The 24,730-nt window shown below is 48.3% G+C and carries 25 protein-coding genes; 22 read left to right on the forward strand and 3 right to left on the reverse strand.

The genetic code is table 11. The features are described from left to right. From HPY28_RS08500 to HPY28_RS08510, 3 genes are read left to right on the forward strand one after another with little or no spacing between them, the layout of a single operon-like run. A complete protein-coding gene (locus HPY28_RS08500) occupies positions 1–732 on the forward strand; it encodes an ABC transporter ATP-binding protein (RefSeq protein ID WP_017250897.1) in 732 nt (243 codons plus the stop codon). After that, positions 719–1,930: an ABC transporter permease gene (locus HPY28_RS08505; RefSeq protein WP_174230399.1), complete on the forward strand. Its 1,212-nt coding sequence runs from the start codon at positions 719–721 to the stop codon at positions 1,928–1,930. The genes HPY28_RS08500 and HPY28_RS08505 overlap by 14 nt, the downstream gene beginning before the upstream one ends. 52 nt (positions 1,931–1,982) lie before the next feature. Beyond that, a complete protein-coding gene (locus HPY28_RS08510; RefSeq protein WP_017250899.1) occupies positions 1,983–2,198 on the forward strand; it encodes a hypothetical protein in 216 nt (71 codons plus the stop codon). A gap of 370 nt (positions 2,199–2,568) precedes the next feature. Here HPY28_RS08510 and HPY28_RS08515 read toward each other — a convergent pair whose 3' ends face one another. Continuing rightward, positions 2,569–2,910 carry a hypothetical protein gene (locus tag HPY28_RS08515; protein ID WP_017250900.1) on the reverse strand — a complete coding sequence of 114 codons (342 nt, stop codon included), beginning with the start codon at positions 2,908–2,910 and terminating at the stop codon, positions 2,569–2,571. A gap of 216 nt (positions 2,911–3,126) precedes the next feature. Here HPY28_RS08515 and HPY28_RS08520 point away from each other — a divergent pair, with 216 nt between their 5' ends. From HPY28_RS08520 to mscL, 3 genes are read left to right on the forward strand one after another with little or no spacing between them, the layout of a single operon-like run. Further along, positions 3,127–3,975: a nucleoside hydrolase gene (locus HPY28_RS08520; protein WP_173624167.1), complete on the forward strand. Its 849-nt coding sequence runs from the start codon at positions 3,127–3,129 to the stop codon at positions 3,973–3,975. A gap of 4 nt (positions 3,976–3,979) precedes the next feature. Then, on the forward strand, positions 3,980–4,912 hold the full coding sequence (locus tag HPY28_RS08525; protein WP_174230400.1) for a nucleoside hydrolase: 933 nt from the start codon (positions 3,980–3,982) through the stop codon (positions 4,910–4,912). A gap of 12 nt (positions 4,913–4,924) precedes the next feature. Next, positions 4,925–5,386: a large-conductance mechanosensitive channel protein MscL gene (gene mscL, locus HPY28_RS08530; RefSeq protein WP_017250903.1), complete on the forward strand. Its 462-nt coding sequence runs from the start codon at positions 4,925–4,927 to the stop codon at positions 5,384–5,386. 36 nt (positions 5,387–5,422) lie between these two features. Here the strand turns inward: mscL and HPY28_RS08535 are convergent, their stop codons facing one another. Then, positions 5,423–6,196, reverse strand: a complete 774-nt coding sequence (locus HPY28_RS08535; protein WP_017250904.1) for a YheC/YheD family protein — start codon at positions 6,194–6,196, stop codon at positions 5,423–5,425. 166 nt (positions 6,197–6,362) lie between these two features. Here HPY28_RS08535 and HPY28_RS08540 point away from each other — a divergent pair, with 166 nt between their 5' ends. The 14 genes from HPY28_RS08540 (at position 6,363) to HPY28_RS08605 (ending at position 20,750) form a co-directional block, all read left to right on the forward strand. Then, on the forward strand, positions 6,363–7,199 hold the full coding sequence (locus HPY28_RS08540; protein WP_174230401.1) for an AraC family transcriptional regulator: 837 nt from the start codon (positions 6,363–6,365) through the stop codon (positions 7,197–7,199). 76 nt (positions 7,200–7,275) lie between these two features. Next, complete coding sequence (locus tag HPY28_RS08545; RefSeq protein WP_106832922.1) at positions 7,276–7,635, forward strand: MmcQ/YjbR family DNA-binding protein; 360 nt, start codon at positions 7,276–7,278, stop codon at positions 7,633–7,635. 11 nt (positions 7,636–7,646) lie between these two features. Continuing rightward, positions 7,647–8,024 (forward strand): VOC family protein, encoded by a 378-nt coding sequence (locus HPY28_RS08550; RefSeq protein ID WP_174230402.1) that lies wholly within the window; start codon positions 7,647–7,649, stop codon positions 8,022–8,024. Positions 8,025–8,339: 315 nt separating this feature from the next. Next, positions 8,340–9,560 carry an anhydro-N-acetylmuramic acid kinase gene (locus HPY28_RS08555; protein ID WP_174230403.1) on the forward strand — a complete coding sequence of 407 codons (1,221 nt, stop codon included), beginning with the start codon at positions 8,340–8,342 and terminating at the stop codon, positions 9,558–9,560. 27 nt (positions 9,561–9,587) lie between these two features. Next, complete coding sequence (locus HPY28_RS08560) at positions 9,588–11,123, forward strand: ABC transporter substrate-binding protein (protein ID WP_106832924.1); 1,536 nt, start codon at positions 9,588–9,590, stop codon at positions 11,121–11,123. A 72-nt stretch (positions 11,124–11,195) separates the two neighbouring features. Then, complete coding sequence (locus HPY28_RS08565) at positions 11,196–12,137, forward strand: ABC transporter permease (RefSeq protein WP_017250910.1); 942 nt, start codon at positions 11,196–11,198, stop codon at positions 12,135–12,137. A 15-nt stretch (positions 12,138–12,152) separates the two neighbouring features. Further along, positions 12,153–12,986 (forward strand): ABC transporter permease, encoded by an 834-nt coding sequence (locus tag HPY28_RS08570; protein ID WP_017250911.1) that lies wholly within the window; start codon positions 12,153–12,155, stop codon positions 12,984–12,986. Between the two features lie 25 nt (positions 12,987–13,011). Then, positions 13,012–14,232: a serine hydrolase domain-containing protein gene (locus HPY28_RS08575; protein WP_174230404.1), complete on the forward strand. Its 1,221-nt coding sequence runs from the start codon at positions 13,012–13,014 to the stop codon at positions 14,230–14,232. 18 nt (positions 14,233–14,250) lie between these two features. Then, positions 14,251–15,225, forward strand: coding sequence for an ABC transporter ATP-binding protein (locus HPY28_RS08580; protein ID WP_026043275.1), 975 nt, complete (start codon positions 14,251–14,253; stop codon positions 15,223–15,225). Beyond that, positions 15,222–16,190 (forward strand): ABC transporter ATP-binding protein, encoded by a 969-nt coding sequence (locus tag HPY28_RS08585; protein WP_026043276.1) that lies wholly within the window; start codon positions 15,222–15,224, stop codon positions 16,188–16,190. The genes HPY28_RS08580 and HPY28_RS08585 overlap by 4 nt, the downstream gene beginning before the upstream one ends. A 44-nt stretch (positions 16,191–16,234) precedes the next feature. Beyond that, on the forward strand, positions 16,235–17,143 hold the full coding sequence (gene murQ, locus HPY28_RS08590; RefSeq protein ID WP_017250913.1) for an N-acetylmuramic acid 6-phosphate etherase: 909 nt from the start codon (positions 16,235–16,237) through the stop codon (positions 17,141–17,143). Positions 17,144–17,170: 27 nt separating this feature from the next. Then, on the forward strand, positions 17,171–18,586 hold the full coding sequence (locus HPY28_RS08595; protein ID WP_100169662.1) for an FAD-binding oxidoreductase: 1,416 nt from the start codon (positions 17,171–17,173) through the stop codon (positions 18,584–18,586). Beyond that, positions 18,579–19,874 carry a (Fe-S)-binding protein gene (locus HPY28_RS08600; protein ID WP_174230405.1) on the forward strand — a complete coding sequence of 432 codons (1,296 nt, stop codon included), beginning with the start codon at positions 18,579–18,581 and terminating at the stop codon, positions 19,872–19,874. The genes HPY28_RS08595 and HPY28_RS08600 overlap by 8 nt, the downstream gene beginning before the upstream one ends. Before the next feature lie 420 nt (positions 19,875–20,294). Continuing rightward, positions 20,295–20,750 carry a tellurite resistance TerB family protein gene (locus tag HPY28_RS08605; protein ID WP_069845765.1) on the forward strand — a complete coding sequence of 152 codons (456 nt, stop codon included), beginning with the start codon at positions 20,295–20,297 and terminating at the stop codon, positions 20,748–20,750. A 34-nt stretch (positions 20,751–20,784) separates the two neighbouring features. Here HPY28_RS08605 and HPY28_RS08610 read toward each other — a convergent pair whose 3' ends face one another. Next, positions 20,785–21,945 (reverse strand): TerD family protein, encoded by a 1,161-nt coding sequence (locus HPY28_RS08610; RefSeq protein ID WP_173624161.1) that lies wholly within the window; start codon positions 21,943–21,945, stop codon positions 20,785–20,787. Positions 21,946–22,191: 246 nt separating this feature from the next. Here HPY28_RS08610 and HPY28_RS08615 point away from each other — a divergent pair, with 246 nt between their 5' ends. Continuing rightward, a complete protein-coding gene (locus HPY28_RS08615) occupies positions 22,192–23,397 on the forward strand; it encodes an HpcH/HpaI aldolase/citrate lyase family protein (protein ID WP_174230406.1) in 1,206 nt (401 codons plus the stop codon). Beyond that, positions 23,330–24,706, forward strand: a complete 1,377-nt coding sequence (locus tag HPY28_RS08620) for a phosphoribosyltransferase family protein (protein ID WP_254613090.1) — start codon at positions 23,330–23,332, stop codon at positions 24,704–24,706. Before HPY28_RS08615 ends, HPY28_RS08620 begins: the two co-directional genes overlap by 68 nt. Positions 24,707–24,730 lie beyond the last annotated feature (24 nt).

The following is a 24,730-nucleotide window of genomic DNA, read 5'->3' on the forward strand; positions in this document are numbered from 1 at the left end:
ATGAAACCGGTCATTCAAATAGAAGCGCTCAAAAAACAGTACGTCATCGGAGATCAGGAGATTTATGCGCTCAGAGGTGTCAGCTTGTCGATTGAGGAAGGGGATTTCGTGGCCATCATGGGGCCCTCCGGTTCAGGCAAGTCTTCCATGATGAATGTGATTGGCTGTCTGGATAAGCCCACCTCGGGAGAATTTTTTTTAGACGGCTATCCTGTATCACAAGCACATGACGATGAATTGGCGGTCATCCGCAATGAAAAAATCGGCTTTGTTTTTCAAAATTTTAATCTGTTGCCACGTACAACCGCAGTTGAAAATGTAGAGCTGCCTCTATTATATGGAGGCACGCCTGCACGGGAACGAAGAGAAAAAGCCATCCGGGCATTAACGAGTGTCGGGCTGGCAGAGCGATTGAACAACAAGCCCAATGAGCTGTCAGGTGGACAGCAGCAACGCGTGTCGATCGCGCGAGCTCTCGTCAATGATCCCGTCATCCTGCTGGCAGATGAGCCGACAGGGGCGCTGGACACAAAGACGAGTGAAGAGATCATGGGTATTTTTCAAAAGCTGAACGATGCAGGCAAAACGGTTATTTTGGTGACACATGAACCTGATATTGCGGAGTATGCCAAGAGGATCGTCCGATTTCGTGATGGGCAAATCATCGCGGATGAAGTGGTGGAGGATCGCAGGAGGGTGTCGATGGAGGGTAGAGCAGATGAGCTTTATTGAATGTGTACGCATTTCATTTCGCAGCATCAGGGCAAATGGCTTGCGCTCCGTTCTCACGATGCTGGGAATCATCATCGGTGTGGCTGCTGTTATCGCGATGGTGGCGATCGGAGAAGGGACTTCCACGTCTGTTACATCACAGATCAATGGTTTAGGGAGCAACCTGCTGATTGTCTCACCTGGTCAGGCGACACAAGGCAGGGTAAGCCTTGGGGCTGGCTCTCTGAATACGTTGACGATGGCAGATGCAGAAACCCTGATGCAAAAAGAGTCCATATCGGGTGTGGCTCCCAGTGTCAATGCGCGGGGCCAGATTGTCTGGGGAAGCAATAACTATTCCAGTACGCTCGAGGGGACGTCAGCCGATTTCCCTCAGGTGAGGAATGTAGAAATAGGACAAGGGCGTTTCTTTAGCAACTTTGAAGTGAAGATGCAATACAACGTGGCTGTCGTGGGGACAGAGGTGGTCAGCAACCTGTTTAAAGGAGCGAATCCGGTGGGGCAAACCGTTCAGATCAACCGGATTCCCTTTACGATCATCGGCGTATTGCAGAGCCAGGGAAGTACAGGCATGACAAACAACGACGATCGGATCATCATTCCGATTACCACTGCGATGAACAGGTTGACCGGAGATAAAAATGTAGGCTCGATCTACGTCTCGGCAGCATCGTCGGACTTGATGGAGAAGGCACAACAAGATATTCAGCAAGCCCTTCGTGCCAATCACAAGCTACGGCCTCAAGCTGCCGATGATTTCCGCATTACGTCTCAATCAGACATTTTAAGCACAGCACAGTCAGTCTCCAGCTCGATGACCGCGCTCTTATCTGGCATTGCTGCTATCTCGCTGATTGTTGGCGGGATCGGCGTGATGAACATTATGCTTGTATCAGTCACGGAGCGGACACGGGAGATCGGGATTCGCAAGGCGATTGGAGCCAAGCGGGGAGATATTCTCCGCCAGTTTTTGATCGAAGCGGTTACGCTTAGCCTGATTGGCGGGGTGATTGGTATTGCCTTAGGGGTAGGGGCTGCGTTATTGGTTAGCAAGATCGGTCAGATGGCGACCTCCATTAGTCTGACGCCGATCATGTATGCATTTTTGACCTCTACATTGGTTGGTGTCATTTTTGGTGTGTATCCGGCGAGAAAAGCAGCACAGCTCAAACCAATTGACGCACTGCGGTATGAGTGAGTGTGTAATTTTACCAATCCGGGCATACTAGCCGTGAGAGGTGTTGGTGCTGATGGAAAAAAGCGTTCAATTTTCCGTACCATGGCGAGAAGCGACACGCATTGTGAAAAGGATCAAAACAAGCAAATTGCGTTATTTTGTCAGACAACAAGAGGGCAAGACCAGTGTTGCGTTCGTCTTTCCTCGAGTTAGCGTCAGCCAATATGTCTATTTGTATATCATTTTTGGACCTAGAGCTGCTGATGTGCTCAACAACGATAGCAAATAGAATGATCCCTGATGGCCCGAGCAGACGTCAGGGATTTACAATAATTCACAGGAAAACAAAACCTGACACTTTTCGATAGGACTGTTTCATAGTACAATTCCAATATGAACGAACTTGGGGAAGTTCGGGATGGCGGCACCCAATCTGTGCAGAAGGGCCGCCTCTTTTTTTGCTATTGTACAAATGTTCGATTTCGACAGCATTTTTACTCATAGGATATATTAGGTACAACTACCTGAATATACAGCTAGAACGAGTGAGTAGTTGGATATAAAATGAGCGTATTCACGTGAATACAACGTACTACTCTCTCCCAAGATTTGATCTTGGGGCTTTTTTTTGTTCAAAATGCATGAAAAAAAGCCGTTTCTCATAACGGCTCTGTTATCGATAGAGTAGGTTGAAAGCTTCCTTTTAGCAAGGCATCAATCAATTGCTCCTGTGTGAGAGAAATCGTGATGCCCATCCCAGGTAGATCGACAGAAAAAACATTCTCTCGGTACAAATACCAAAGATCGCCTGTCGGCTCAATGGAATAGACGTGTATATTTTTCTGTGAATGCTGGCCTGCTTTCTGGATTTCCCGCAACGCTGTAAATAGTTCTCCCCATACAGGCAGATAAGGCTTCGTTTGGTGCTGTACAATCGCTTGAATCAGTTGGTTTTTCACGAGAGAAATAGCATCCATGGTTGAGTGGTTCAACGAAAGCATGACCGTTATACTCCTTTTGCATGGCTTGGCGCATTAGTCTTGTGTGATGGCGATTTTTGTCGAAGTTATGAATAAGTGTAAAATAGTTATCAGTTCGATGCAAGGGAAGAGAAGGTAGAGATGAGCATTTGGATATTTGACGGTTGCTGCTGATTTGGATAGCATAGGAAAAGCGGTTTTGACAAATGGCAATAGCGAGAAGCGGGAGATGAGATTGTGGCAAAAAAACACCGGTTAATCATCGAGTTTTGCGGTGGATTTGGACAAGGGCTGGCCTTGCTGTATGCTTTGCGGTCGCCTGATGTTCAAGTGGCAGGAATCATTTGCAGAGACACACAGTCAAGCTTGGCTAGTAAGCTGATTGATTTTGCGCAGCCAGGCTATGAAATTCCAATCGTTACAGGTGCCAAGCAACCGCTTTTCTCGGGAACGATAGAGACAACCACCTCGGAAGGTGTACGGCTCCTTGCAGAAAACACGCAGGATGAGGAAAGTGACTTGACGCTCGTGACGTTTGACCGTTTGACGACGCTAGCTTTGGCTGTCACGCGTGATCCATTGTTGGCGCGTAAATTTACGCGAATTGTGGTGCAGGGTGGAGCCATACGCGTACCAGGAGACGTTACGGCCATTGCTGAAACAAACATGCATGGTGATCCAGAAGCAGCTGCGTTCGTTTTGGCAGCCCGCTTGCCGCTGGTGCTTGTTCCATTAGATACAACCAGCTCGTTTCGTTTGACGGAAGAGCAAGTACATATGCTAAGAAGTCTCGCACAAGCAGTTGGCCTGATCGATAGACCGACGATGTCAGACATGCCATTCGCCGCTTCTGCTCGTGCGCTCCATGCATGGGTAGCGATGCTCGCGGCTCTCTCGCCAGAAAAGATGCGGATGGAGCAGATGAAGCTCTCAGTCGAATGCAAAAGCGAATGGTCACGCGGTGCCATTCTAGCCGATCTACGGGCGAAACCGAGTGTAGGAACCGATACAGCCGTATGTGTTGAAGTTGAGAGAGAAGAGGCAGAGCGCTTTTTGCAAACCGTTTTGGATCAGGGAGGGGTATAGGCGCATGGAAAAAATCATTTTGGATGTCGATACCGGGATTGATGATGCGCTGGCGATTGCTTATGCCGTTCACTCGCCTGCTCTTGAAGTGTGTGGGATTACCACGACTTTTGGCAATATTACGGTGGAGGAAGCAACACGCAATACCTTACAGGTGCTAGAACTGCTGGGTGCCTCTGCGATTCCAGTCTATCAGGGGGCATCGAAGCCGATTGTTCGCGATCTCACAGGAAAAGCAAGGCTGTTCCACGGTGAAAACGGGCTAGGCAATGTCGTCCTTCCTGAGCCATCGACAACGGCTCAGCCACAGTGTGCCACACAATTTCTCATCTCTGCGATAAAGGAACATCCTCACGAATTGACACTCGTGACCGTCGGGAGCATGACCAATCTGGCACAGACGATTATGGCTGCTCCAGAAATCGTATCCCTTGTCAAAAGAGTGGTCGTGATGGGAGGAGCTGTAACAGTGCCGGGGAATCGCACACCTGTAGCAGAGGCGAATATTTGCGCCGATCCGGAAGCGGCAGCGTATGTCTTCCAGTCTGGTATTCCAGTGACGCTGGTAGGCCTGGATGTGACGATGCAAACGCTGCTCACCCGCGAACACTTGCAGGAATGGAGAACGAAGGATACACGCTTGAGCCATGTTTTCGCGGATATGTGCGAGGTGTACATGAATGCCTACGCCACAGTGGGTAATTTGCGCGGCTGCGGTCTGCATGATCCGTTAGCGGTAGGTGTTGTCATTGATCCGACGTTTGTGAAGGCAGTCCCGATGCATGTTGCGGTAGATACGTCCGGGGGAGCCAGTGATGCCCGTACGATTGGAGACAGACGGGAGCATCCAGCGCAGCCGCCGAATGTGGACGTGTGCCTAGAGGTTGACCATGAGCGCTTTGTCAGCCATTTTTTACAGAATGTATTAGGAAATTAGGAGGTAGTTATTGTGTTAAAAGAGTTTAAAGAGTTTGCGTTAAAAGGAAATGTGATGGATCTCGCTGTCGGTGTCGTGATCGGTGGGGCTTTTGGTAAGATTGTTACCTCCCTCGTTAATGACATCATTACCCCATTGATTGGGATGCTTTTGGGCAAGGTCGATTTCTCCGGTCTCTTCATCAATTTGAGCGGAGTTCCTTATAAGACGATCGCTGAAGCAAAATTAGCTAAAGCTGCAACGCTGAACTACGGGTTGTTCATCAATTCCGTCCTTGATTTTGTCATTATCGCTTTTTCTATTTTTATCGTCATCAAACAGCTTAACCGCTTCAAGCGCAAGCAAGAAGTGGAGAAAGCACCTGAGACAACGAAAGAGTGCCCGCATTGCATCTCAGCTATTCCGATCAAGGCTACACGTTGCCCGAACTGCACCTCCATGCTCGAGACAAAAGGAACATTGGCACACGAATAAGACAAATACACGAATCAAACGAACAGAGGAGGGCGATTATGCCTTCCTCTGTTTTCGTTTCACGCGGTTTTTATACTGAGAGTGAAGTCTTTTAATCGTATGGTAATAGGTCTTGTCTTTGAGCTTGGCAAACAACCCGTGGGATGGAAAGTCGTAATTGACCTCAATAATGGAGAGGCTTCCGGCTTTATCAATGGCAAAATCAACGCCGATTTGCGCACTGTGCCGATATTTATTAAAGTGGGCACATACACGGTGACTGATTTGGATCAAATCAGAGACGACACTTTTCAATTTGGCCGGCTCGACTGCTCCAGATTTTTTCAAGGCATGCGGGACTGTGACGGCATATCCGCCACCACGAGCGACATTGGTAATAATACTGTCGGAACCGGCTACCTTGGCTAGCATGCCGGCATACTGCCATTTGCCTAATCCATTGCGCATCATCATGACGCGAATATCAAAGGGGCGGCCATCGATTTCAGCTAAATCCAGCCCTTTTTGGATGACATAATTTTTTTCTGTGCACAGGCTGGTGAGCTGTTGCTTCAAGTCTGCCAAGGTCATAGCGTGCATCGGCTCTCCACGTTCCTTGACGAACTGGTAGCCCCCGTCGCCCGTTTTCCAGACACGAATAATGCCTTTTCCCATATGGGTTCGCGTCGGTTTGATATAGACGGTAGAATACTTCGCTACATACGAGTCCAAATGTGCAGGCTGATACAAGGAAGTAGGCGGGAGGTAAGGGCGAATGTGCGGACTTTTTGAAAAGAACTGATGAAGTTTCCACTTGGAAGAAGAGATCACACCATGCACCTCACTTTCGAAAAATCCATTCGTCCTAACATATGCAACTATATTCACGACCGTTTTTGCTGGCTCTCGATGAGACTGGCGTTTTTCAAAAAATGCCGAGGAGTGAGAAGGATTTAGAAAGTTGTGGGGGAATATATGTTCTAATCATTGGACAAGGATGGCGAAAATCATGCGGCAATATCGCCCAGTGCAACCTCCGACTCTGGAACGAGCGAACGTCCAAAATGAGTACCGTTACCGAGAATACATGCCCAGCAAAAGCCTGGCGAACTATATCGCCTGCTACTGGACCTCAGAGTACAACGGGGAGGGTATCGCACGTATGAGCCGAGTCATTCCGGATGGATGCGTCGATATCATTTTCAATCTCGGAGCTACTTCTGTAAAGAAGGGGGCATTTCTAACGGGACTGATGCGGACGTACGAAGACATGCTAGTAACCGAACCACAAGCCTTGATCGGCATTCGGTTTTACGTTGAGGGAGCAGCTCGCTTTTTGCGCTACCCCGTCGCTATAATCAACGGACATCATCCCCATTTGCAAGACATCTGGGGCAAAGAGGCGGATGAGGTGATAGAGGGCTTACTCGAAGCTTCCGACACGGCGGAGCGGATCGCTTGGTTGGAGCAGGAGCTAATCAAACGATTATGGATGGATGATCCAGCAGACCAGTTGCTATTGACAAGCATGAACTATTTATATGAATACAGAGGAAGTCTTTCCATGGCTGCGCTCGCCGAGAAAGTGAATTACAGCGAGAGAACCTTGCGTAGGATGTTTCAACAACAGTTGGGTATGAGCCCGAAGGAACTGGGCCGAATCATTCAATTTCAAGGGCTACTACAAATGCTGGCTAAAGGAACACGCACTTCGTTTACAGATGCAGCTCTCCAGTGTGGCTATTACGATCAGTCGCACTTGATCAAGAGCTTTCACACTTTTTACGGTGTAGCTCCCAGTAAAATTGTCTCGCCAGATCGTACGAATCGATAGTCTTGAAAAGTTGTCCGTTTTTTACAATCTTCTTTTTGCGAGACGCGTTACCTTATAGAAAGGATGGTGAATTCATGTGAATGAACAAACATTAGATACATACTGCCGGAAGCAGCCCGGTACCACTCATGACTATCAGATGGATTGGGAATGCGATCGCTACCATGTCGGAGGCAAAATATTTGCCATGATCGGAGGCGATTCCAAAGGTGTTCGTATCCTCACCTTGAAATGCGATCCGATGCGTGCGGAGGAATTGCGCGAGACCTACGAAGGGATCGTACCCGGCTATCACATGAATAAATCCCATTGGAATTCTGTCTACTTGGACGCTGCCATTCCCGAAGGCTTGTGGGAAAGGATGATCGAGCATGCGTACGAAACGGTGCTCCAAAAACTGCCTAAGCGCGTCCAGCAAGAAATCAAGAGCGAATAGGAGTGAATGATATGGGAATCAAGCTTGATATGGTAGGGATTGTTGTACAGGACATGAAAAAAGCCTTGGATTTCTATCGGGTTCTCGGTTTCGATATTCCGGAGGGAGCAAATGAAGAGCCACATGTGGAAGTAGCGCAGGAGGGTGTTCGTCTGGCCTTTGATACCATTGAAGTTGCCAAGGGTGTGTATGGAGGATGGGAAGCAGCTGTTGGGCATCGAATTGAGCTGGCTTTTTTGTGTGAGGATGCTGCGGCACTTGATGCGTTGTATACAAAAATCGTTTCACATGGCTACGAGAGTCATCGTGAGCCGTGGGATGCGTTCTGGGGCCAGCGGTATGCCATTGTGAAAGACCCGGATGGGAACCTGATTAGTTTGTTTGCGTAATACGAACCTTACATAAGAAGACAAGCCGAGCCTATGTGAAAAAGGTTCGGCTTGTTTGCTTTTTGGACCGAATCATTGGCTGATATATAAAACTTTTTAATAGGAAAACATACCCATAACTTCACTGGTTTTCCTCACTATAACGGGTTAGTGCTGTGACAGCTTGAACGGGGAGAGGCTTGTCCATGGTTATTATTTCAAGAAATAAAATTTACTAATAATCGATTGACTTGTGTAATTTTGCTACATATAATGAAAGCGATAACAGGAACGAATTTTTCAACGATTCTCGATTTTTAAATGGGGGCTTTTGACATGGATCAACCTGCAAAATTGCTCGATTATCGTGCGAAAAATGAGCATGTACTCATCGGCCTCATGTCGGGAACTTCGCTGGATGGCATTGATGCCGCACTCGTAGCGATCCGCACAGATGAACAGGGCGAGATCGAAAAGGTGACTCTCCGCGATTTTTTTTATATGCCTTACTCCGATGAATTGCGTGAGTGGGTCATGAATCTGTGCAGTGTCGAAACAGCGAGAGTGGATCAGTTGACTGCGGTTCATTACGGCTTATCTGAATGGTATGCCTATGCGGTACAGCAATTGATGCAGAAAGCTGGTGTTACGACAGCCGAAGTAGATGCAGTCTGTATGCACGGACAAACCATTTGGCATATTGCCGGGCGCACGCCATTTCCCGGACCACAAGGAATGACAGAGGTCAGGGCGTCCTTGCAAATCGGCGAGCTGTCCACACTGGCAGAACGTACGGGTATTCCGGTAGTGGGGAACTTCCGCGCTCGAGACTTGGCAGCTGATGGAGAAGGAGCACCGCTTGTACCGTATGCAGATTATATTTTGTTCCGTCATCCGCAAAAAGGCAGACTACTGCAAAACATCGGTGGAATCGCCAATGTCACATTACTTCCTGCAAGCGCAGCGATCGATCAAGTCGTCGCTTTTGACACAGGCCCTGGCAATATGATCATGGATCAAATCGTCCAGCTCATGACCAATGGACAGATGAGATATGACGAGGGTGGCAAGCTGGCCGCAGGTGGCACCGTCTCTTCGGTGCTACTGGAAAAATGGCTACAGGACCCGTATTACCAGATCAAGCCACCGAAGAGTACAGGCCGCGAAGTATACGGCAAAGCTTTTGCCCAAGAGCTGTTCCAAGATGCGGATCAACTCGGAATTAGTCAGACGGATCTGTTAGCAACCGTGACAGCATTGACTGCCACGACAATTGCGAACGCCTATGTGCAATTCGTATTACCCACAACCAAAGTGGAGGAAGTGATCGTCTCAGGGGGAGGCGCTCATAACCAGACGCTTCTCGCCATGCTGCAGCGTCAATTGCCGACAGGAATGACCGTGATGACGGCGCAGCAATTTGGGATGCCTGACGATGCGAAGGAAGCCGTCGCTTTTGCCATTTTGGGTCATGAGACACTAATGGGACGACCATCCAATGTGCCATCTGTAACAGGGGCGAAGAGGGCCGTACCGTTAGGAAATATATGCTTCTAACATGAGATCAACAGAGGGGGTACCATCGTGAAAAAAAGAGTATTGGCAGGGTTTTTCCTATCATTGTCTCTCGTGCTTTCCGCTTGTTCTGGTGGAGGAACAGCACCCGCAGAGCAAGGCAAGTCAGCGGAAGGTCAAGCAAAAACAGAACTGATCGTGGCAGCCGAGCAAGAGCCAGTGGGCTATGACCCGCACAAGGTTCCAGCGGCATCCAGTGTGCGTGTCTATGCGCTCATTTACGATAGCCTGACCAAGCTGGACGAGAACATGAACATCATACCGAACCTGGCAGAGAAGTGGGAGATTGCGCCAGACGGGAAAACCGTCACCATGTTCCTGCAAAAAGGCGTCAAATTCCACAATGGCAAAGACATGACGGCAGAGGATGTAAAATTCAGCTTTGAACGAATCATGAATCCAGACACAGGTTCGATCGCGAAATCATATTTTTCCAGCGTAGAAGCAATTGAAGTGAAAGATCCAACGACAGTTGTCTTCAAGCTGAAAAATGCGGATGCCTCATTCGTTGCAAATACGGCAAGCGCCTATGCTTCCATCGTGCCAACAGGCTCCACTGACCTGACCAAGGAAGCAATCGGTACCGGTCCCTTCAAAATGGAAAAAAGTGAGTCGGGACAATATGTCCTGCTGAAGAAAAATGCGGATTACTTCAATAAAGAACTGCCAAAGGTAGAGTCCATCAAGTTCCAAATCATGAAGGACGAGGCTGAGCGTCTCGCTGCGATTCGCTCTGGTAAAGTCGACATCAGCATGGTGTCTGCTGATTCTGCGAAGCTCTTGGAAGGCAAGCCAGGTGTACAGATCAAGAACTACCAATCTTTGGAGTACAGTTACCTGGGCATTAACGTAAACAAAAAGCCTTTTGACAATCCAAAAGTGCGCGAAGCGATCAGCTATGCCGTTGACCGTAACCAAATTATCCAGACTGTCTGGAAAGGGGAAGCGACTCTGACTGGTCCGATCGCTCCTGCTTTGACCAACTCGGCTTTGGACCCAGCTACTTATCCGACCTACAAAACAGATGTAGAAAAAGCGAAGCAAATGCTGGCGGAAGCGGGCTATCCAAACGGTTTCGAGACTCAAATCGAAACAGCAGCAACTTACCCAGATATGGTGGAAACGGCACAAGTGATTCAACAACAGCTCAAAGCAATCGGCATCAATGCGAAGATCAACCAGCTTGAGTGGGGGAACTACATCGAAACGTGGAAATCCAAGGACATGAACTTGATGGTAGGCCGCAACACTTCTGGTGTAGATGCTGACCGTTCCATGCGCTTCTTCTTCTCGACAACTGGTTCTGCTAACGTGTGGAACTACTCCAATCCTGCCTACGATGAACTGGTGCAAAAAGCACTGACGACAGTAGATCAAGGAGAGCGCAAAAAGCTGTATGACGAAGCACAAACCATGCTGGTAGCAGATGCACCAAACCTGTTCCTGGCATCTCCGAAAAACTACTACGCGGTACGTGACAACATTGATTTCACGCCGTCGGCAGCGGGCGAAGTATACTCGCTGATCAAAACTTCGATCAAGTAATGTAGCATACGTGTGAGGAAGGCTCCGCCAGAGGTTAGGCGGAGCCAAGTTTCTAAATATGGAGGGAAACTCGTGGGATCTTACCTAATCAAACGTGTCGCCAGCCTGATTCCCATCCTGTTTGGCATATCCGTCTTGATCTTCACGATCCTGCATCTGGTGCCGGGCGATCCAGCTTCCATCATGCTAGGAACGAATGCCACACCGGAAGCAATTGCGGCGTTGAATAAAAGCATGGGGCTGGATCAGCCGTTGATTAACCAGTATCTGCATTGGATCACAGGAATCCTGCAAGGGAATTTTGGTGTGTCGGTCCACACAGGAGAAGAGATTTTGCCCCAAATTCTCAAGCGTTTTGCCATCACCATGCAACTGACTGTATTTGGCGTTCTGATTGGGTGGGTGCTCGCGATTCCGTTCGGGATTCTCTCGGCGATTCGCGCTCATTCCAAAACAGACATCGTGGTTCGTGTGTTTACGCTGCTAGGTATTTCTGTTCCGAACTTTGCCATCGGGACCCTGCTATTGCTCGGTTTTTCCCTTTATTTCAACTGGTTCCCGCCCATTGATGTGGTGAACTTCTGGGAAGATCCGATCGAGGCGTTCAAGGTATTCATACTGCCTGCGACAACGATGGGGATTGTAGTGGCTGCTGGTGTGATGCGGATGACTCGTTCAGCGTTTTTGGAAACCATGGACAAAGATTTTATTCGGACAGCACGAGCCAAAGGTAACAGTAAGTGGACAATCGTCATAGGTCATGCGTTCCGCAACTCTTCGATTCCGATTGTCACGATCGCAGGTATGCAGATCGGTTACCTGTTGGGCGGGTCTGTGATCGTCGAGCAGCTATTCTCGATTCCTGGTTTGGGCCAGTACATTCTGGAGGGAATTTATCAGCGGGATTATCCGGTTGTACAGGGAGGCGTTTTGTTCGTCGCTCTGGTGTTTGTCCTGGTCAATCTGCTCATCGACCTGATCTATACCTGGATTGATCCGCGTATCAAGTATTGACAAGGGGAATGCGACATGAGCACATTTCGAAAGCGTTTTTTGGCGAATAAGACAGCCGTCTTCTGCTCCATTTTGCTGGCGTTGCTCTGTTTGACGGCAGTGCTGGCTCCAGTGTTGGCTCCGCATGACCCGACACAAATGTTTCAGGATCATCGGATGGAAGGCAGCTCAGGTGAGTTTTTGCTAGGTACGGACCAGTTTGGTCGTGATCTTTTGAGCCGCATCATCTACGGTGCGCGCGTATCGCTGGTGGTCGGGCTTTCTGCCGTTCTTGTCAGCGCCGTTTTCGGTACGCTGTTTGGCTTGATCGCTGGCTACTTCGGGCGCTGGATTGACGGTTTTATCATGCGCTGTATGGACGTTCTGTTTGCTTTTCCGGAAATTTTGTTGGCGCTGGCGATTGTAGCAGTATTAGGGCCGGGAACCTTTAACACGATCATGGCCATCGGAATCGTGAACATTCCGATCTTCACCCGGACGGTGAGGGGAGCGGTTCTCTCTATCAAAAATCTGGAGTACGTAGAAAGCGCTCGTGCCATCGGTGCGAGTACACCGCGTATCTTGTTTCAAGAAATTTTTCCGAATGTAACGGCACCGCTGCTGGTTCAATCCTCTCTGGCGATTTCAGGCGCGATCCTGACCGAATCGGCCCTCAGCTTTTTGGGCTTGGGGATTCAGCCACCAGACCCGTCATGGGGCGGGATGATTTCAGAGGCGCGTCGCTACATGGAGCTGGCTCCGGGCATGATTATCTGGCCATGTGTGGCCATGACGGTGACGATTCTTGCTTGCAACATGTTTGGGGATGCTGTCCGTGATATTCTCGACCCGCGTCATCGTGGGAAATAGGAACGATAGGCAGAGGTGAGAACGAATGAACGTGCAACAGATCAGAGAACGAATGGAGTTCAGTCTGACGCAAGGGATTCATCAGGGCATTTTTCCGGGAGGCGCTGTCAGTATGCTGCGAAAAGGCGCGCCCGCTTTGACAGTCTGCATGGGAAAAACAAGCTATGGACACGATGGAAGGCCGGTTCATAGTCAAACGATATACGATATGGCCTCTTTGACCAAGGTGATGGTGACCTTGCCGCTCATTCTCATTAGTGTGCAGGAAGGCAAGCTCTCGTTGACTGACTCTGTGACGACCTACCTGCCAGAATTGGCGAGCGCCCACGATCAGGAACGCAAAGGGCAGATCAAAATCATTCACCTGCTCACACATACATCGGGACTTCCTGCATGGCGTCCGTACTTTTTGCTGGGGAAAAATCGGGAGGACTATTTGCGGCTCATCGCAAACGAGTCGATGCTGGACGCCCCGGGACGAAGCGTTGTGTACAGTGATCCGGGATTCATGCTGTTGGGCTTTTTACTGGAGCGCATCTGGGACGAGGAACTAGACGCGCTGGCGATGCGACTGATTTTTCAACCGAGCCAAATGTTTCATACGAGCTACTTGCCGCTGGAACAAACACGTATGCAAGGAATGGACATAGCTGCTACGGAGAAGGGCAATGCCTTTGAACAAGAGATGGCAGTGACTTTTTTGTCGGAGCTGGCAGAAGCCAGACATCCTTTGGCGCTGGAATGGCAGCAAGCTTTGACCGGATACGGTTGGCGAGAAGGAGTGATTAGTGGCACGGTTCACGATTGCAACGCGCACGATGGCTTGGAAGGTGTCAGTGGGCACGCCGGACTTTTTTCTACCTTGGCTGATACAGAGCGATACATGCACATTTGGACGAGTGGGAAGGCTTCCGTGCAGCTTGATTCGACGCTGTGTGCCTTGGCTACTCGCTCACTCACAGACCATTCGATTCATCGCAGAGGATTGGGGTGGATCATTTCCCCGACAGGCGGCTCCTTAGAACAGCTTGCCGCAGGTTGTAGTGGGGGAGACCTTGTTTCGGAATACGCTTTTGGGCATACCGGCTTTACAGGAACGTCTATCTGGTCGGACCCGGCGAGAGACGTGACGCTGATTACATTGACAAACCGCGTGCATCCTGTCGCGAACCCCTTGATCGGGGCGTGGCGGACCGCTCACCATAACCGATTATTTTCTGTAATCAAACCTGACCACACATCCTGATGAAAAGGGGGAGTACTCATGGCAGCAATGCTTACGATTGATGATTTGCGAACTTCTTTTATCCAAGCAGGCAAAAAGCTGACCGTGATCGAGGGTGTCAGTCTCTCTGTAGAGCCTGGTGAAACTGTCGGTGTGGTCGGTGAATCCGGATGTGGAAAAAGTGTGACCAGCATGTCCATCATGCAGCTCTTGGGACGGAATGTAGAGATGACCGGGAGCATCCGTTTTCAAGACAAGGAGCTGCTCTCACTTACGGATAAACAAATGCAGACGATTCGCGGCAATCAGATCGCGATGATTTTTCAGGAGCCGATGACTTCGCTCAACCCATTGCATTCGATCGGTAAACAGATTAGCGAGCCCTTGCGTCGGCATCTCGGACTATCGAAACAGGAAGCCAAGCGACGGACGATCGAGCTTTTGAAAGAAGTCGGGATTCCGCGTGCCGATGAAATCATTTCCGACTATCCGCACCAATTGTCAGGCGGGATGCGTCAACGTGTGATGATTGCGATGGCGATGTCTTGTGCGCCCAAGCTCTTGATTGCCGACGAACCGACGACGGCTTTGGACGTGACGATTCAGGCGCAAATATTGGAACTCATGAAAAAAGTCCGGCAAGAGCAAGGCACTTCCATCCTGCTTATCACACATGATCTAGGAGTCGTGGCGGAGATGTGTCATCGTGTCATCGTCATGTATGCAGGTCAAATCGTAGAGGAAGCCGACGTCAAGCAGCTGTTTGACGAGCCGAAGCATCCGTATACGAGAGGACTTTTGAAATCGATGCCTTCTGTCAGTGTTAACCAAGAGCGTTTGGATGCGATTCCGGGCTCGGTGCCCCTTTTGAGCGAAATGCCTGCGGGATGTCGTTTTGCACCGCGCTGCTCACAGGTCATGGATATTTGCCGCGAGAAAAATCCAGAACTGACGCCTGTCGCAGACAACCAAAAGTGCCGCTGCTGGCTGTATCGCGAGGAGGACGTGCAATGAGGCAACCACTGCTAGAAGTCAAATCATTGACCAAACATTTCACGAGCAAGCAAGGATTCTTCAGCAAGGAAAAAGTAGTCCGTGCCGTCGATGGGGTCAACTTGACGGTTTACCCGGGCGAAACCGTTAGCATCGTTGGCGAATCAGGCTGTGGGAAATCCACAACAGGACGCTGCATCCTACGCCTGATTGAGCCAACTGACGGAGAAGTGTTTTTTGAAGGACAGGATATCCGCAAGCTTAATGAAACAGAGCTGCGCCGGGCAAGACGCAACATGCAGCTCGTGTTTCAGGATCCGTTTGCCTCGTTGAACCCGCGAAAAACAATCGGACAGCTTTTGGAGGACCCACTCATCATCCACGGCATCGGCAATTCAGTAGAACGCCGCAAGCAAGTAGAGGAGATGATCCAGATCGTCGGTCTCTCCAAGCAGCAGCTGGATCGTTTTCCGCATGAGTTTTCCGGTGGTCAGCGCCAGCGGATCGGCATAGCAAGGGCACTGATATTGCGCCCCAAGCTGATTGTGGCTGATGAGCCGGTGTCTGCTTTGGACGTGTCAATTCAGGCGCAAATTTTGAATCTGATGCAAGATTTGCAAAAGGAGTTCAATCTGACGTATTTGTTCATCTCGCATGATTTGAGTGTTGTCCGCCATATATCGGACCGGGTAGCGGTGATGTATCTCGGAAAAGTGGTGGAGGTAGCGGATAAACAATCGTTGTATGAGAAACCAACACATCCATATACACAAGCACTGTTATCAGCGGTGCCTGTACCGAATCCCCATTTGACGACCCAGCGGATCATTTTGGAGGGAGACCTGCCTAGTCCAGCGAATCCGCCGTCTGGCTGCACATTCCATCCGCGTTGCCGCCACTGTATGGACATTTGCAAAACGGTTGCTCCTGTGGCTAGCGAGGTATCGAGAGGGCATTTTGTCACTTGCCATCTGGAGCAGTCATGAAGTGAGCATGGGGCAGTAAGATTGAAAAGGAGGTTCGATAGAGCATGAATCTGGAGAACTTGCAAGCATTGACGACTGAAGAAAAAAACGAGAGCAGCAGTGATTTGGATCAATTGAGTGCCCGAGGCATCGTGCAAATGATGAACGATGAGGACAAGAAGGTTCCTTATGCGGTAGAGCGCGTTCTCGATCAAGTATCCGATGCGGTAGAGGTCATCTCACACGCATTGGAAAAGGGCGGGAGACTGTTTTACTTTGGTGCTGGAACGAGTGGACGTTTAGGGATCTTGGATGCGTCCGAGTGCCCGCCGACCTTTGGTACACAGCCTGAGCTCGTTCAGGGTGTGATTGCAGGTGGACCATCTGCAATGGTACGCGCGGTAGAAGGCGCAGAGGATTCTTTTGAATTAGGTCAAGAAGATGTGCATAAATACGGCGTGACCAAAAATGATGTGGTCGTAGGAATCGCAGCCAGTGGACGGACTCCGTATGTTCTCGGTGTTTTGGCAGAGGCACAGAAGATCGAAGCCAAGACGGTTGCTGTCTCTTGCAACAAGCCTTCGTACATCAATGAAGGCGTAGATGTCGCGATTAATGTGGTCGTAGGACCGGAAGTATTGACCGGATCGACGAGACTAAAGGCAGGAACAGCCCAAAAGCTGGTGCTAAACATGCTGACGACAGCGACGATGATTCGTTTGGGCAAAGTGTACGGAAATCTGATGGTCAGCGTGCAAGCAACCAACCTCAAGCTGAAGGAACGAGTAAAGCGGATCATCATGGAAGTGACCGGAGCGAGTTACGAGGAAGCAGAGCAACTGGCTGATCAGGCAGATGGTGATGCGAAGACAGCTATTATCATGAAGCTGACGGGATCGAGCAGGGAAGAGGCCACTCGTTTGTTGAATGTTACCAATGGAAGAATCAGGGAAGCCATTCAGCAGTTGGACTAAGTTTTTGGGAAAGGATGGAGAGACTCCATGTTGCCAGAATCCATTCGAGAAGAGCTGCGTGCCATCGTCGGAGAGAAAAACTGTCTCGACAAACAGGAAGCATTAGTCGCCTATTCGTATGACGCGACGCCGATGCAGCAAGCATTGCCGGATGTGGTCGTCATGCCGAAGAGCACAGCCGAAGTCCAGCAGGTCATGCGAGTTGCAGCACGACATCACATCCCGATTGTGACGCGTGGAGCAGGCTCTAATCTATGCGGCGGAACGATACCAGTCGGTGGCGGAATTGTTTTGGTATTGAGCCGGATGAATCAGATCGTAGAGATTGACGAACAAAATTTGACGATAACGGTACAGCCGGGGGTTCGAACGGTCGACATCCATCAGGCGGTAGAGGCGCTTGGTTTGTTTTATCCACCAGATCCAGGCAGCATGGTCATCTCCACGATTGGCGGGAATATTGCGCTTAATTCGGGTGGACTGAGAGGGTTGAAGTACGGAACAACCAAGGATTACGTGCTGGGTCTCGAAGCTGTGTTGCCGAACGGAGAGGTCATCCGTACCGGGGGCAAGCTGATGAAGGATGTGGCGGGCTATGATCTGACCAAGCTCTTGGTCGGTAGCGAGGGCACACTGGCGATCATTACCGAGGCTATTCTCAAGCTGATTCCGAAGCCGCAGACACAGCGGGTTATGCTGGCGATGTTCGCAGATATGGCACAGGCGGCGAGGTCTGTTTCTGATATCATTGCCAATCGTATCATTCCTGGCACGCTTGAATTTCTTGATCAGGGCACGATCCGTGTTGTCGAGGATTTCAAAAAGATCGGGCTTCCGACAGATGTGGCGGCGATCCTCCTGATCGGTCAGGACGGAGAGCCACAGACGGTTGATCGGGACATGGAGCAGATCGCTGTTATTTGCGAGAAGAATGATGCTGTCCAAATTAAGGTAGCGAAGACAGCCGAGGAAGCTGATGAGGTAATGACCGCCCGACGCAGTGCGCTCGCCGCATTGTCACGGATGCGTCCGACGACCATTTTGGAGGACGCAACAGTTCCCCGCGCCGCGATTGCGCCGATGGTCGCTGCGATTCAAGAGATTACGGAGCGTTACGGACTGCAAATTTGTACCTTTGGTCATGCAGGAGACGGCAATTTGCATCCGACCTGCATGACAGACGCTCGCAACACGGAAGAGATCGAGCGTGTGGAGCATGCCTTCGAGGAAATTTTCGCAGCGGCAATCGATTTGGGGGGAACGATTACGGGAGAGCATGGCGTAGGAATCGTCAAGGCACCGTATTTGGAGTGGAAAGTAGGGGCCGCAGGTATGGAGATCATGAAAGGCATCAAGCACGCTTTCGATCCTCACAATCTCCTGAACCCTGACAAAATGTTTGCCAAACAGTCCCGGAACAGAGTGGTGGTCCAGCGTGCTTAAAGAAGCCTTGGTGAATAAACTCGATTACGACGAGCTGTCCAACTGTATGCGCTGCGGCTTCTGTCAGCCAGCCTGTCCGACCTTTCGGGAAACAGGCTATGAGGCAGCTTCTCCACGAGGTCGCATCGCCTTGATGAAAGCCGTAGCAGACGGTGTCATGGAGCCGGACAAAGATTTCGTCGATCAAATGAATCTGTGTCTAGGCTGCCGGGCATGTGAGCCGGTATGCCCAGCAGGTGTTCCGTACGGTCAGTTGATCGAGCAGACGAGAGAAGCGATCGAAGAAGTGCAGGAGCATCCATGGTGGGTCGAAGTCGTCCGCAAGCTCGCATTTTTCCACCTATTCCCTCATCAGAAACGCATGTACCAGCTCGGCGGACTCTTGCACTTCTATCAGCGCTCAGGAGTGCAAAAAGCCGTTCGCAAGCTAAGCGTGTTATCCATCTTGCCTAAGCAAATGCGGGAAATGGAAGCAATCATGCCTGAAGCATCTGGAAAAGGTATCGTGGACTTTTTTGGTGGCACGGTTATTCCAGCCGTAGGCGAGCGTAAGTATCGCGTAGGAATGTTTCACGGCTGTATCATGGATGTCTTATTCAATGAGACGAATCGCAACACCGTGCGGCTCCTGAGTGAGGCAGGCTGCGAGGTAATCATCGCTCCAGACCAGGTGTGCTGCGGTGCTCTCCATGCACATAGCGGTGAGCGTGAACAGGCTCGCCATCTGGCGCGAAAAAATGTGGCTGCTTTTCACAAGGCTGATGTGGATATCATTGTATCCAATGCAGGCGGTTGCGGGGCGATGCTACAGGAATACGACCATTTGCTGGCGGAAGATGCAGAATGGCAGGAGAAGGCACAATGGTTCGCTTCACGCGTGAAGGATATTAGCGAGGTGCTTGCACTCCTCGTCGAACCAACAGAATGGCAGTCATTGCCCCAACGGATCACCTATCAATCCTCCTGTCACCTGCGCAACGGGATGAAGGTGACCAAAGAGCCAGTGAACCTGCTGCAAGCCATTCCGGGAGCCACATACGTACAACTCCGCGAGGGAGATCGCTGCTGCGGCTCAGCGGGCATTTACAATCTGGTGCAGCCTGAGATGGCTGGAAGCCTTTTGGATGAAAAAATGGGTCATGTAGCGGCTACCCAAGCAGACATTCTCGTGACCTCGAATCCGGGCTGTCTGTTGCAAATGAAAGCAGGCATTCATCGAGCTGGGCTGGAAGGAAAGATGGAGGCCGTGCACATCGTCGATTTGCTGGCGCGTGTCAGTCAGAAATAATAGAATCGTATAGTCGAGAAAACGTGTAGGGAATCATTCTGCAAGACGGGGTGGTTCCTTGCACGTTTTTTTCATAGAAAAAGGGGATAAAAATAAAAGGACTATTAACGGAAATTGCATGTAAGAATGGCCAAATGCATGGCAGTAAAAATTCGGAGAGGAAGTGGTAGGGAGCGATGGAAATCAAAGGCGCAGTTATAGGTCCTTACGATTTGCTTGATGAGGTTTTGCGTATGGCAGCAACATTTCCAGCCTTGAATCAACCTACTCGGAGATGGTCTCCGCGATTTATTGGACCCGCATATATCTATTTCCAATTCCTCGAAAAGAGAGAGCGGGATAACAGATTTTGTTAATTGCTGTCGAATAATGTATTATAATAGAAGGAAATAATGTAAAATTTTTAATGGAGGTAATAGGATGTCAATGACGAGTACGTTCACAAACTGGTTGAAATCGACAAAAGTTGGTTTGCAAGAGCAAGTGAAAAAGTTTCAAAACCGAGACTTTCTAGATGCAGTGGTAGCCGGCTGCGCATTGGTAGCGGCTGCCGATGGCAGTATTGATTCCGCAGAAAAACAAAAGATGGCTGCTTATATTGGAAGAAGTGAAGAGTTAAAGGTATTTAACATGAATGATGTCATTGCGAGATTTAATCACTTTGTATCTGGCTTTGAATTCGATCACGGTGTCGGCAAGATGGAGGCATTGAAAGTGATAGGAAAATATAAAAATAATGCTGAGGCTGCGCGTATTGTTGTCAGTGTTTGCTGCGCAATTGGTTCCGCGGATGGTCATTTTGATGAACAGGAAAAATCCGTTGTTCGAGAGATCTGTGGGGTTGTTAATCTCAATCCAGCAGAGTTTCAGCTATAAAAAAGAAGGGCGCCTGATCGGTAGCCCTTCTTTTTTACTTTTTCGCTCCAAATAGATGAAAGATAGAGGGAGACTTAAATTCTTCAGGTCCAACATCCATTTTAAAACTTCCATCCTTATAAAGGAGCGGAGACTTTTCTGAGTTATTCTTCGAGTATTTTTCTACGTGGCTGATTTTCATTTCGCTTTGATCTGTAAAGTCAATGTGGGCAATGGCAACCCAATAGGCATATTTATTTTCTTCTAATAAGGGAGCGATCACAGTTTGTCCTACGTGATTCTCCACAACAGCCCTTGCATGCATAGATTTAAAACTTCCTATTCCATTACTTAATGCACTATAGGCGGCGAATAAAACATAGCGCAATTGATCTGGGCGATGAATGTGAATGGTTTCTCTACCGGCATTTTTGGAATCTCCATCTAATGTAATAAACGGTGACTTTGTTGAGGTGCCTTTATTTTTGTAATAGACTTTTCCTTCTACGCCATCCCGAGTAACAAAGAAACAATACAAATCCAGGTCTTTCTTGCTGGTCCATTCCAGATGAGTGGTGATCTTTTCAGATTTCCTTATTTGCACAGACTCTTTCTTTGTCAGTTCAATTTTGGTTAATGTAACGGGGAGAGGAGGCGGTAATGTCTCTTCCTCTTCGCTGACATCAAGTCCAAAATTGCGGCATAACGCAGCTAATCCTCCGTTAAATCCACTTCCAATTGCATTGAACTTCCACTCTCCGTTATAACGATATAGTTCAGCAGTAACAATTGCGGTCTCGTTCTCTAAATCTGATCCAAATTCGAAGCGCAATAATTCGGTTCCATCAGACGGGTTCACTATTCGAACGTATGCGTCATGAATTTGTCCGAAACGGTGGTCTCTTTTTTCAGCTTCATGAATGGTTAGAGTTAATGCGATTCGATGAATGTTAGGAGGAATTTTCTTCTCTATGATTTCTATTTGCTCTTTATCTTTACCAGGCGCTGTTGAGTGCTTTACTGCTTGGGTGATGCTCATGGTATTTCCGTAAAAAATGAAATCTTCATCCTGTTGGCAATTCCCGGAAATATCTAACAAGAATGCCGCAGAGTCAATCTCAATCTCCTCTTTTGATTCCCATCCTAAACATACGATCCACTTTTCTGCATTGATATTTTTGGTAATATCCGTTTTCTGCCCTTTTTTTAGTAGCATAGAATGTCTCCTATTCCAGCGTCATCAAAAAACAAGAAAAAATGACATTGTTTTCGTAATTTTTGTCGAAATTTAATTCGTTTCATATCGACATTTTTATTATACTGGAAAGAGTAAGTTATATTTACAATTGTTTTCTCTATTGGATGTAATGTTATTTAAATGTGTATAGCTTCCAAATGATAATGGTATGGATAAATTAGGAAAGGGGCGGGGTTTTTACTATTGTAGTAAAAACGTTTATTCATGAGACATTTCGATTATTTGAGTGTAGAAGAACGCGATGAATTATTTTATGGAAAACCGGTTTCGTTTAATAGAAACACGGAGAAGGAAATCCTTTCCTTTAGTCTGGGAGCTACATTATACATGCCTGCAACGAAGGCAACGATTTCTCAAGATATTGTTCGAAAGAAGCATGAAGGTCTTGTTTCGATGGTGGCTTGTTTGGAAGATGCAATCGGTGATCACGAAGTTGTGGAAGCGGAGCAAAGCTTGCTTAAACAATTTGCTATCCTGGCACACCAGCTGCGACTCGGTGAACTGGATATCAATGATGTTCCTCTTATTTTTATTCGGGTTCGGGACGCAGCCCAAATGAAACGTATAGCAGATACGCTGGGTGAAGATCTATATGTGCTCGCTGGTTTTGTTTTCCCAAAATTCACGAGCAGAAATGGCGAAGAATATTTTTCCATTCTCCATTCGATTAACGCCCCTCTTTCTTTTACGGTTTACGGTATGCCTATTCTGGAATCTGCTGAGGTTATTTATAAAGAAACGCGAGTGGACGAGCTTGTTTCGATTCGGCAAATTTTAGATAAATATGAAGATCTCGTTTTGAACGTCCGGATGGGTGCTACTGATTTTTCCAGCCTGTTTGGGTTGAGAAGGGGACCCGATGTGACTATCTACGACATTTCTACGATTCGGGATTGTATTAGTGACATGGTCAATATTTTTACTAGAACCGAAAAGGGGTATGTTCTCTCTGGACCGGTTTGGGAGTACTTTACTAATGGGGATCGACTGCTCAAGCCGCAGCTAAGAGAGTCGCCTTTTGAAAAACAGCTTGGTGGCGTACAAGGAAGAAAACTGAGATTAAAGCTTTTAAATAAATTTGAAGACGGACTGATAAAAGAAGTGCTCCTAGATAAAGAGAATGGATTGACGGGCAAGACCATCATTCATCCAAGTCATATCAAAATCATTCATTCTCTCTCTGTTGTTAGCCATGAAGAATACGAGGATGCCATGAGCATCCTGCAAAGCAATTCCAACGGAGTACTGAAAAGTAACTTTTCCAACAAAATGAATGAAGTAAAGCCGCATACTAATTGGGCAAAAAGAGTTTTGGTGAAATCAAAAATTTATGGGGTGTATCATGGACACAACAACTTTATCAACCTCTTGGCAAAATCCTCCAAGATACAGCTTCAATATTCTCGATAGTTTGGAAGTGGAAGTGATTGTGGAGAAGAATCCATTTGATCTTCCACTAGAGCTTCTTTTCGGAATGGCAGGTCGGATTAATAAGAAGAGAGGCTTTTTGTTCGTAAGTAAGGTACTAGGAAAGCATATTCCAGTCATTCCGGCTGTATCGTTGGTGAGTGGTGCTTTACTAGGTGCGCGTTTTTTAGAAGCCTACTACGGTAAGCAGGTGGATACTGCTCCACTTGTTCAAGGCTTGATGAATCAAGAGAGAAGTCAAGAGGTCTTCCAGCAACTGATGCAAAAGCGATTTGAACTGCCTGAGCAGGTGCTTTTTATCGGCTTTGCCGAAACTGCAACGGGCCTCGGTCATTCCATGTTTAGCTGCTTTCAGAACAACGCGTACTATATCCATACGACAAGAGAAATGATTCAGGATATACAGCCATCCATTACGTTTGAAGAGGAGCATTCTCACGCAGTGGCTCATCTTATGTACCCTCGTGAGGACCACTTGTTATCCACAGATGCGCCGATTGTTTTGGTAGATGATGAGATCACTACAGGCAAAACTGCGCTCAATATCATTCGAGAAATACAAAAGAAGTATCCTCGTAGTCATTACATTGTGGCTTCCTTGCTCGACTGGCGATCTGATGAGGATTGTCAGCGATTCAGGGAGTTACAAGAGGAATTAAACATCACAATTACTAACGTATCCCTCGTGAAAGGACAAATCAAAGTGGAGGGAGCACCGGTTGAAAAGAATGATAATGAAGAAAAGAGTATTGTTGAGCGAACCAGCAGCTTCCCTAAAATTATACAAATGGATGGGGCAGAATGGCCGCGTTTGAGCTATACCTCTATGGATTCAAGCGACTTTCCTAATCAACGGCCGTATTTGTTGCAAACGGGACGTTTTGGGATGATAAGCTCGGATCAAAACTTGCTGAATACGTACTGCGAAAAAACGGGAATCGAATTAGGCGCGTATAGGAGCGGAAAAACTTTATGCATGGGGACAGGCGAATTTATGTACATCCCAATGATGATTGCGGCGCATATGGGTGATGACGTTTGGTACCAGTCGACCACAAGAAGCCCGATCCATCCTTCTGAGATGGAGAAGTACGCAGTGAAAAATGCATTCTCCTTCTCTTCTCCTGATGACCCGCTTGTACCGAATTTTTGTTACAACATCCCTGATAACTACTATTCAGATGTATTCGTATTTTTTGAGCGAGGGACGACGGGAGAGCGATTGCGCTCCTTTTATGACGTGCTGAATAATCTTTCCATCCCCAATAAATATATCGTATTTTTCGGATAAAGGTGGCGTAGACTCTTGAATTCA

The sequence above is a fragment of the Brevibacillus sp. HB1.2 genome (assembly GCF_013332495.1).
In the GTDB taxonomy this organism is placed as follows: domain Bacteria; phylum Bacillota; class Bacilli; order Brevibacillales; family Brevibacillaceae; genus Brevibacillus; species Brevibacillus porteri.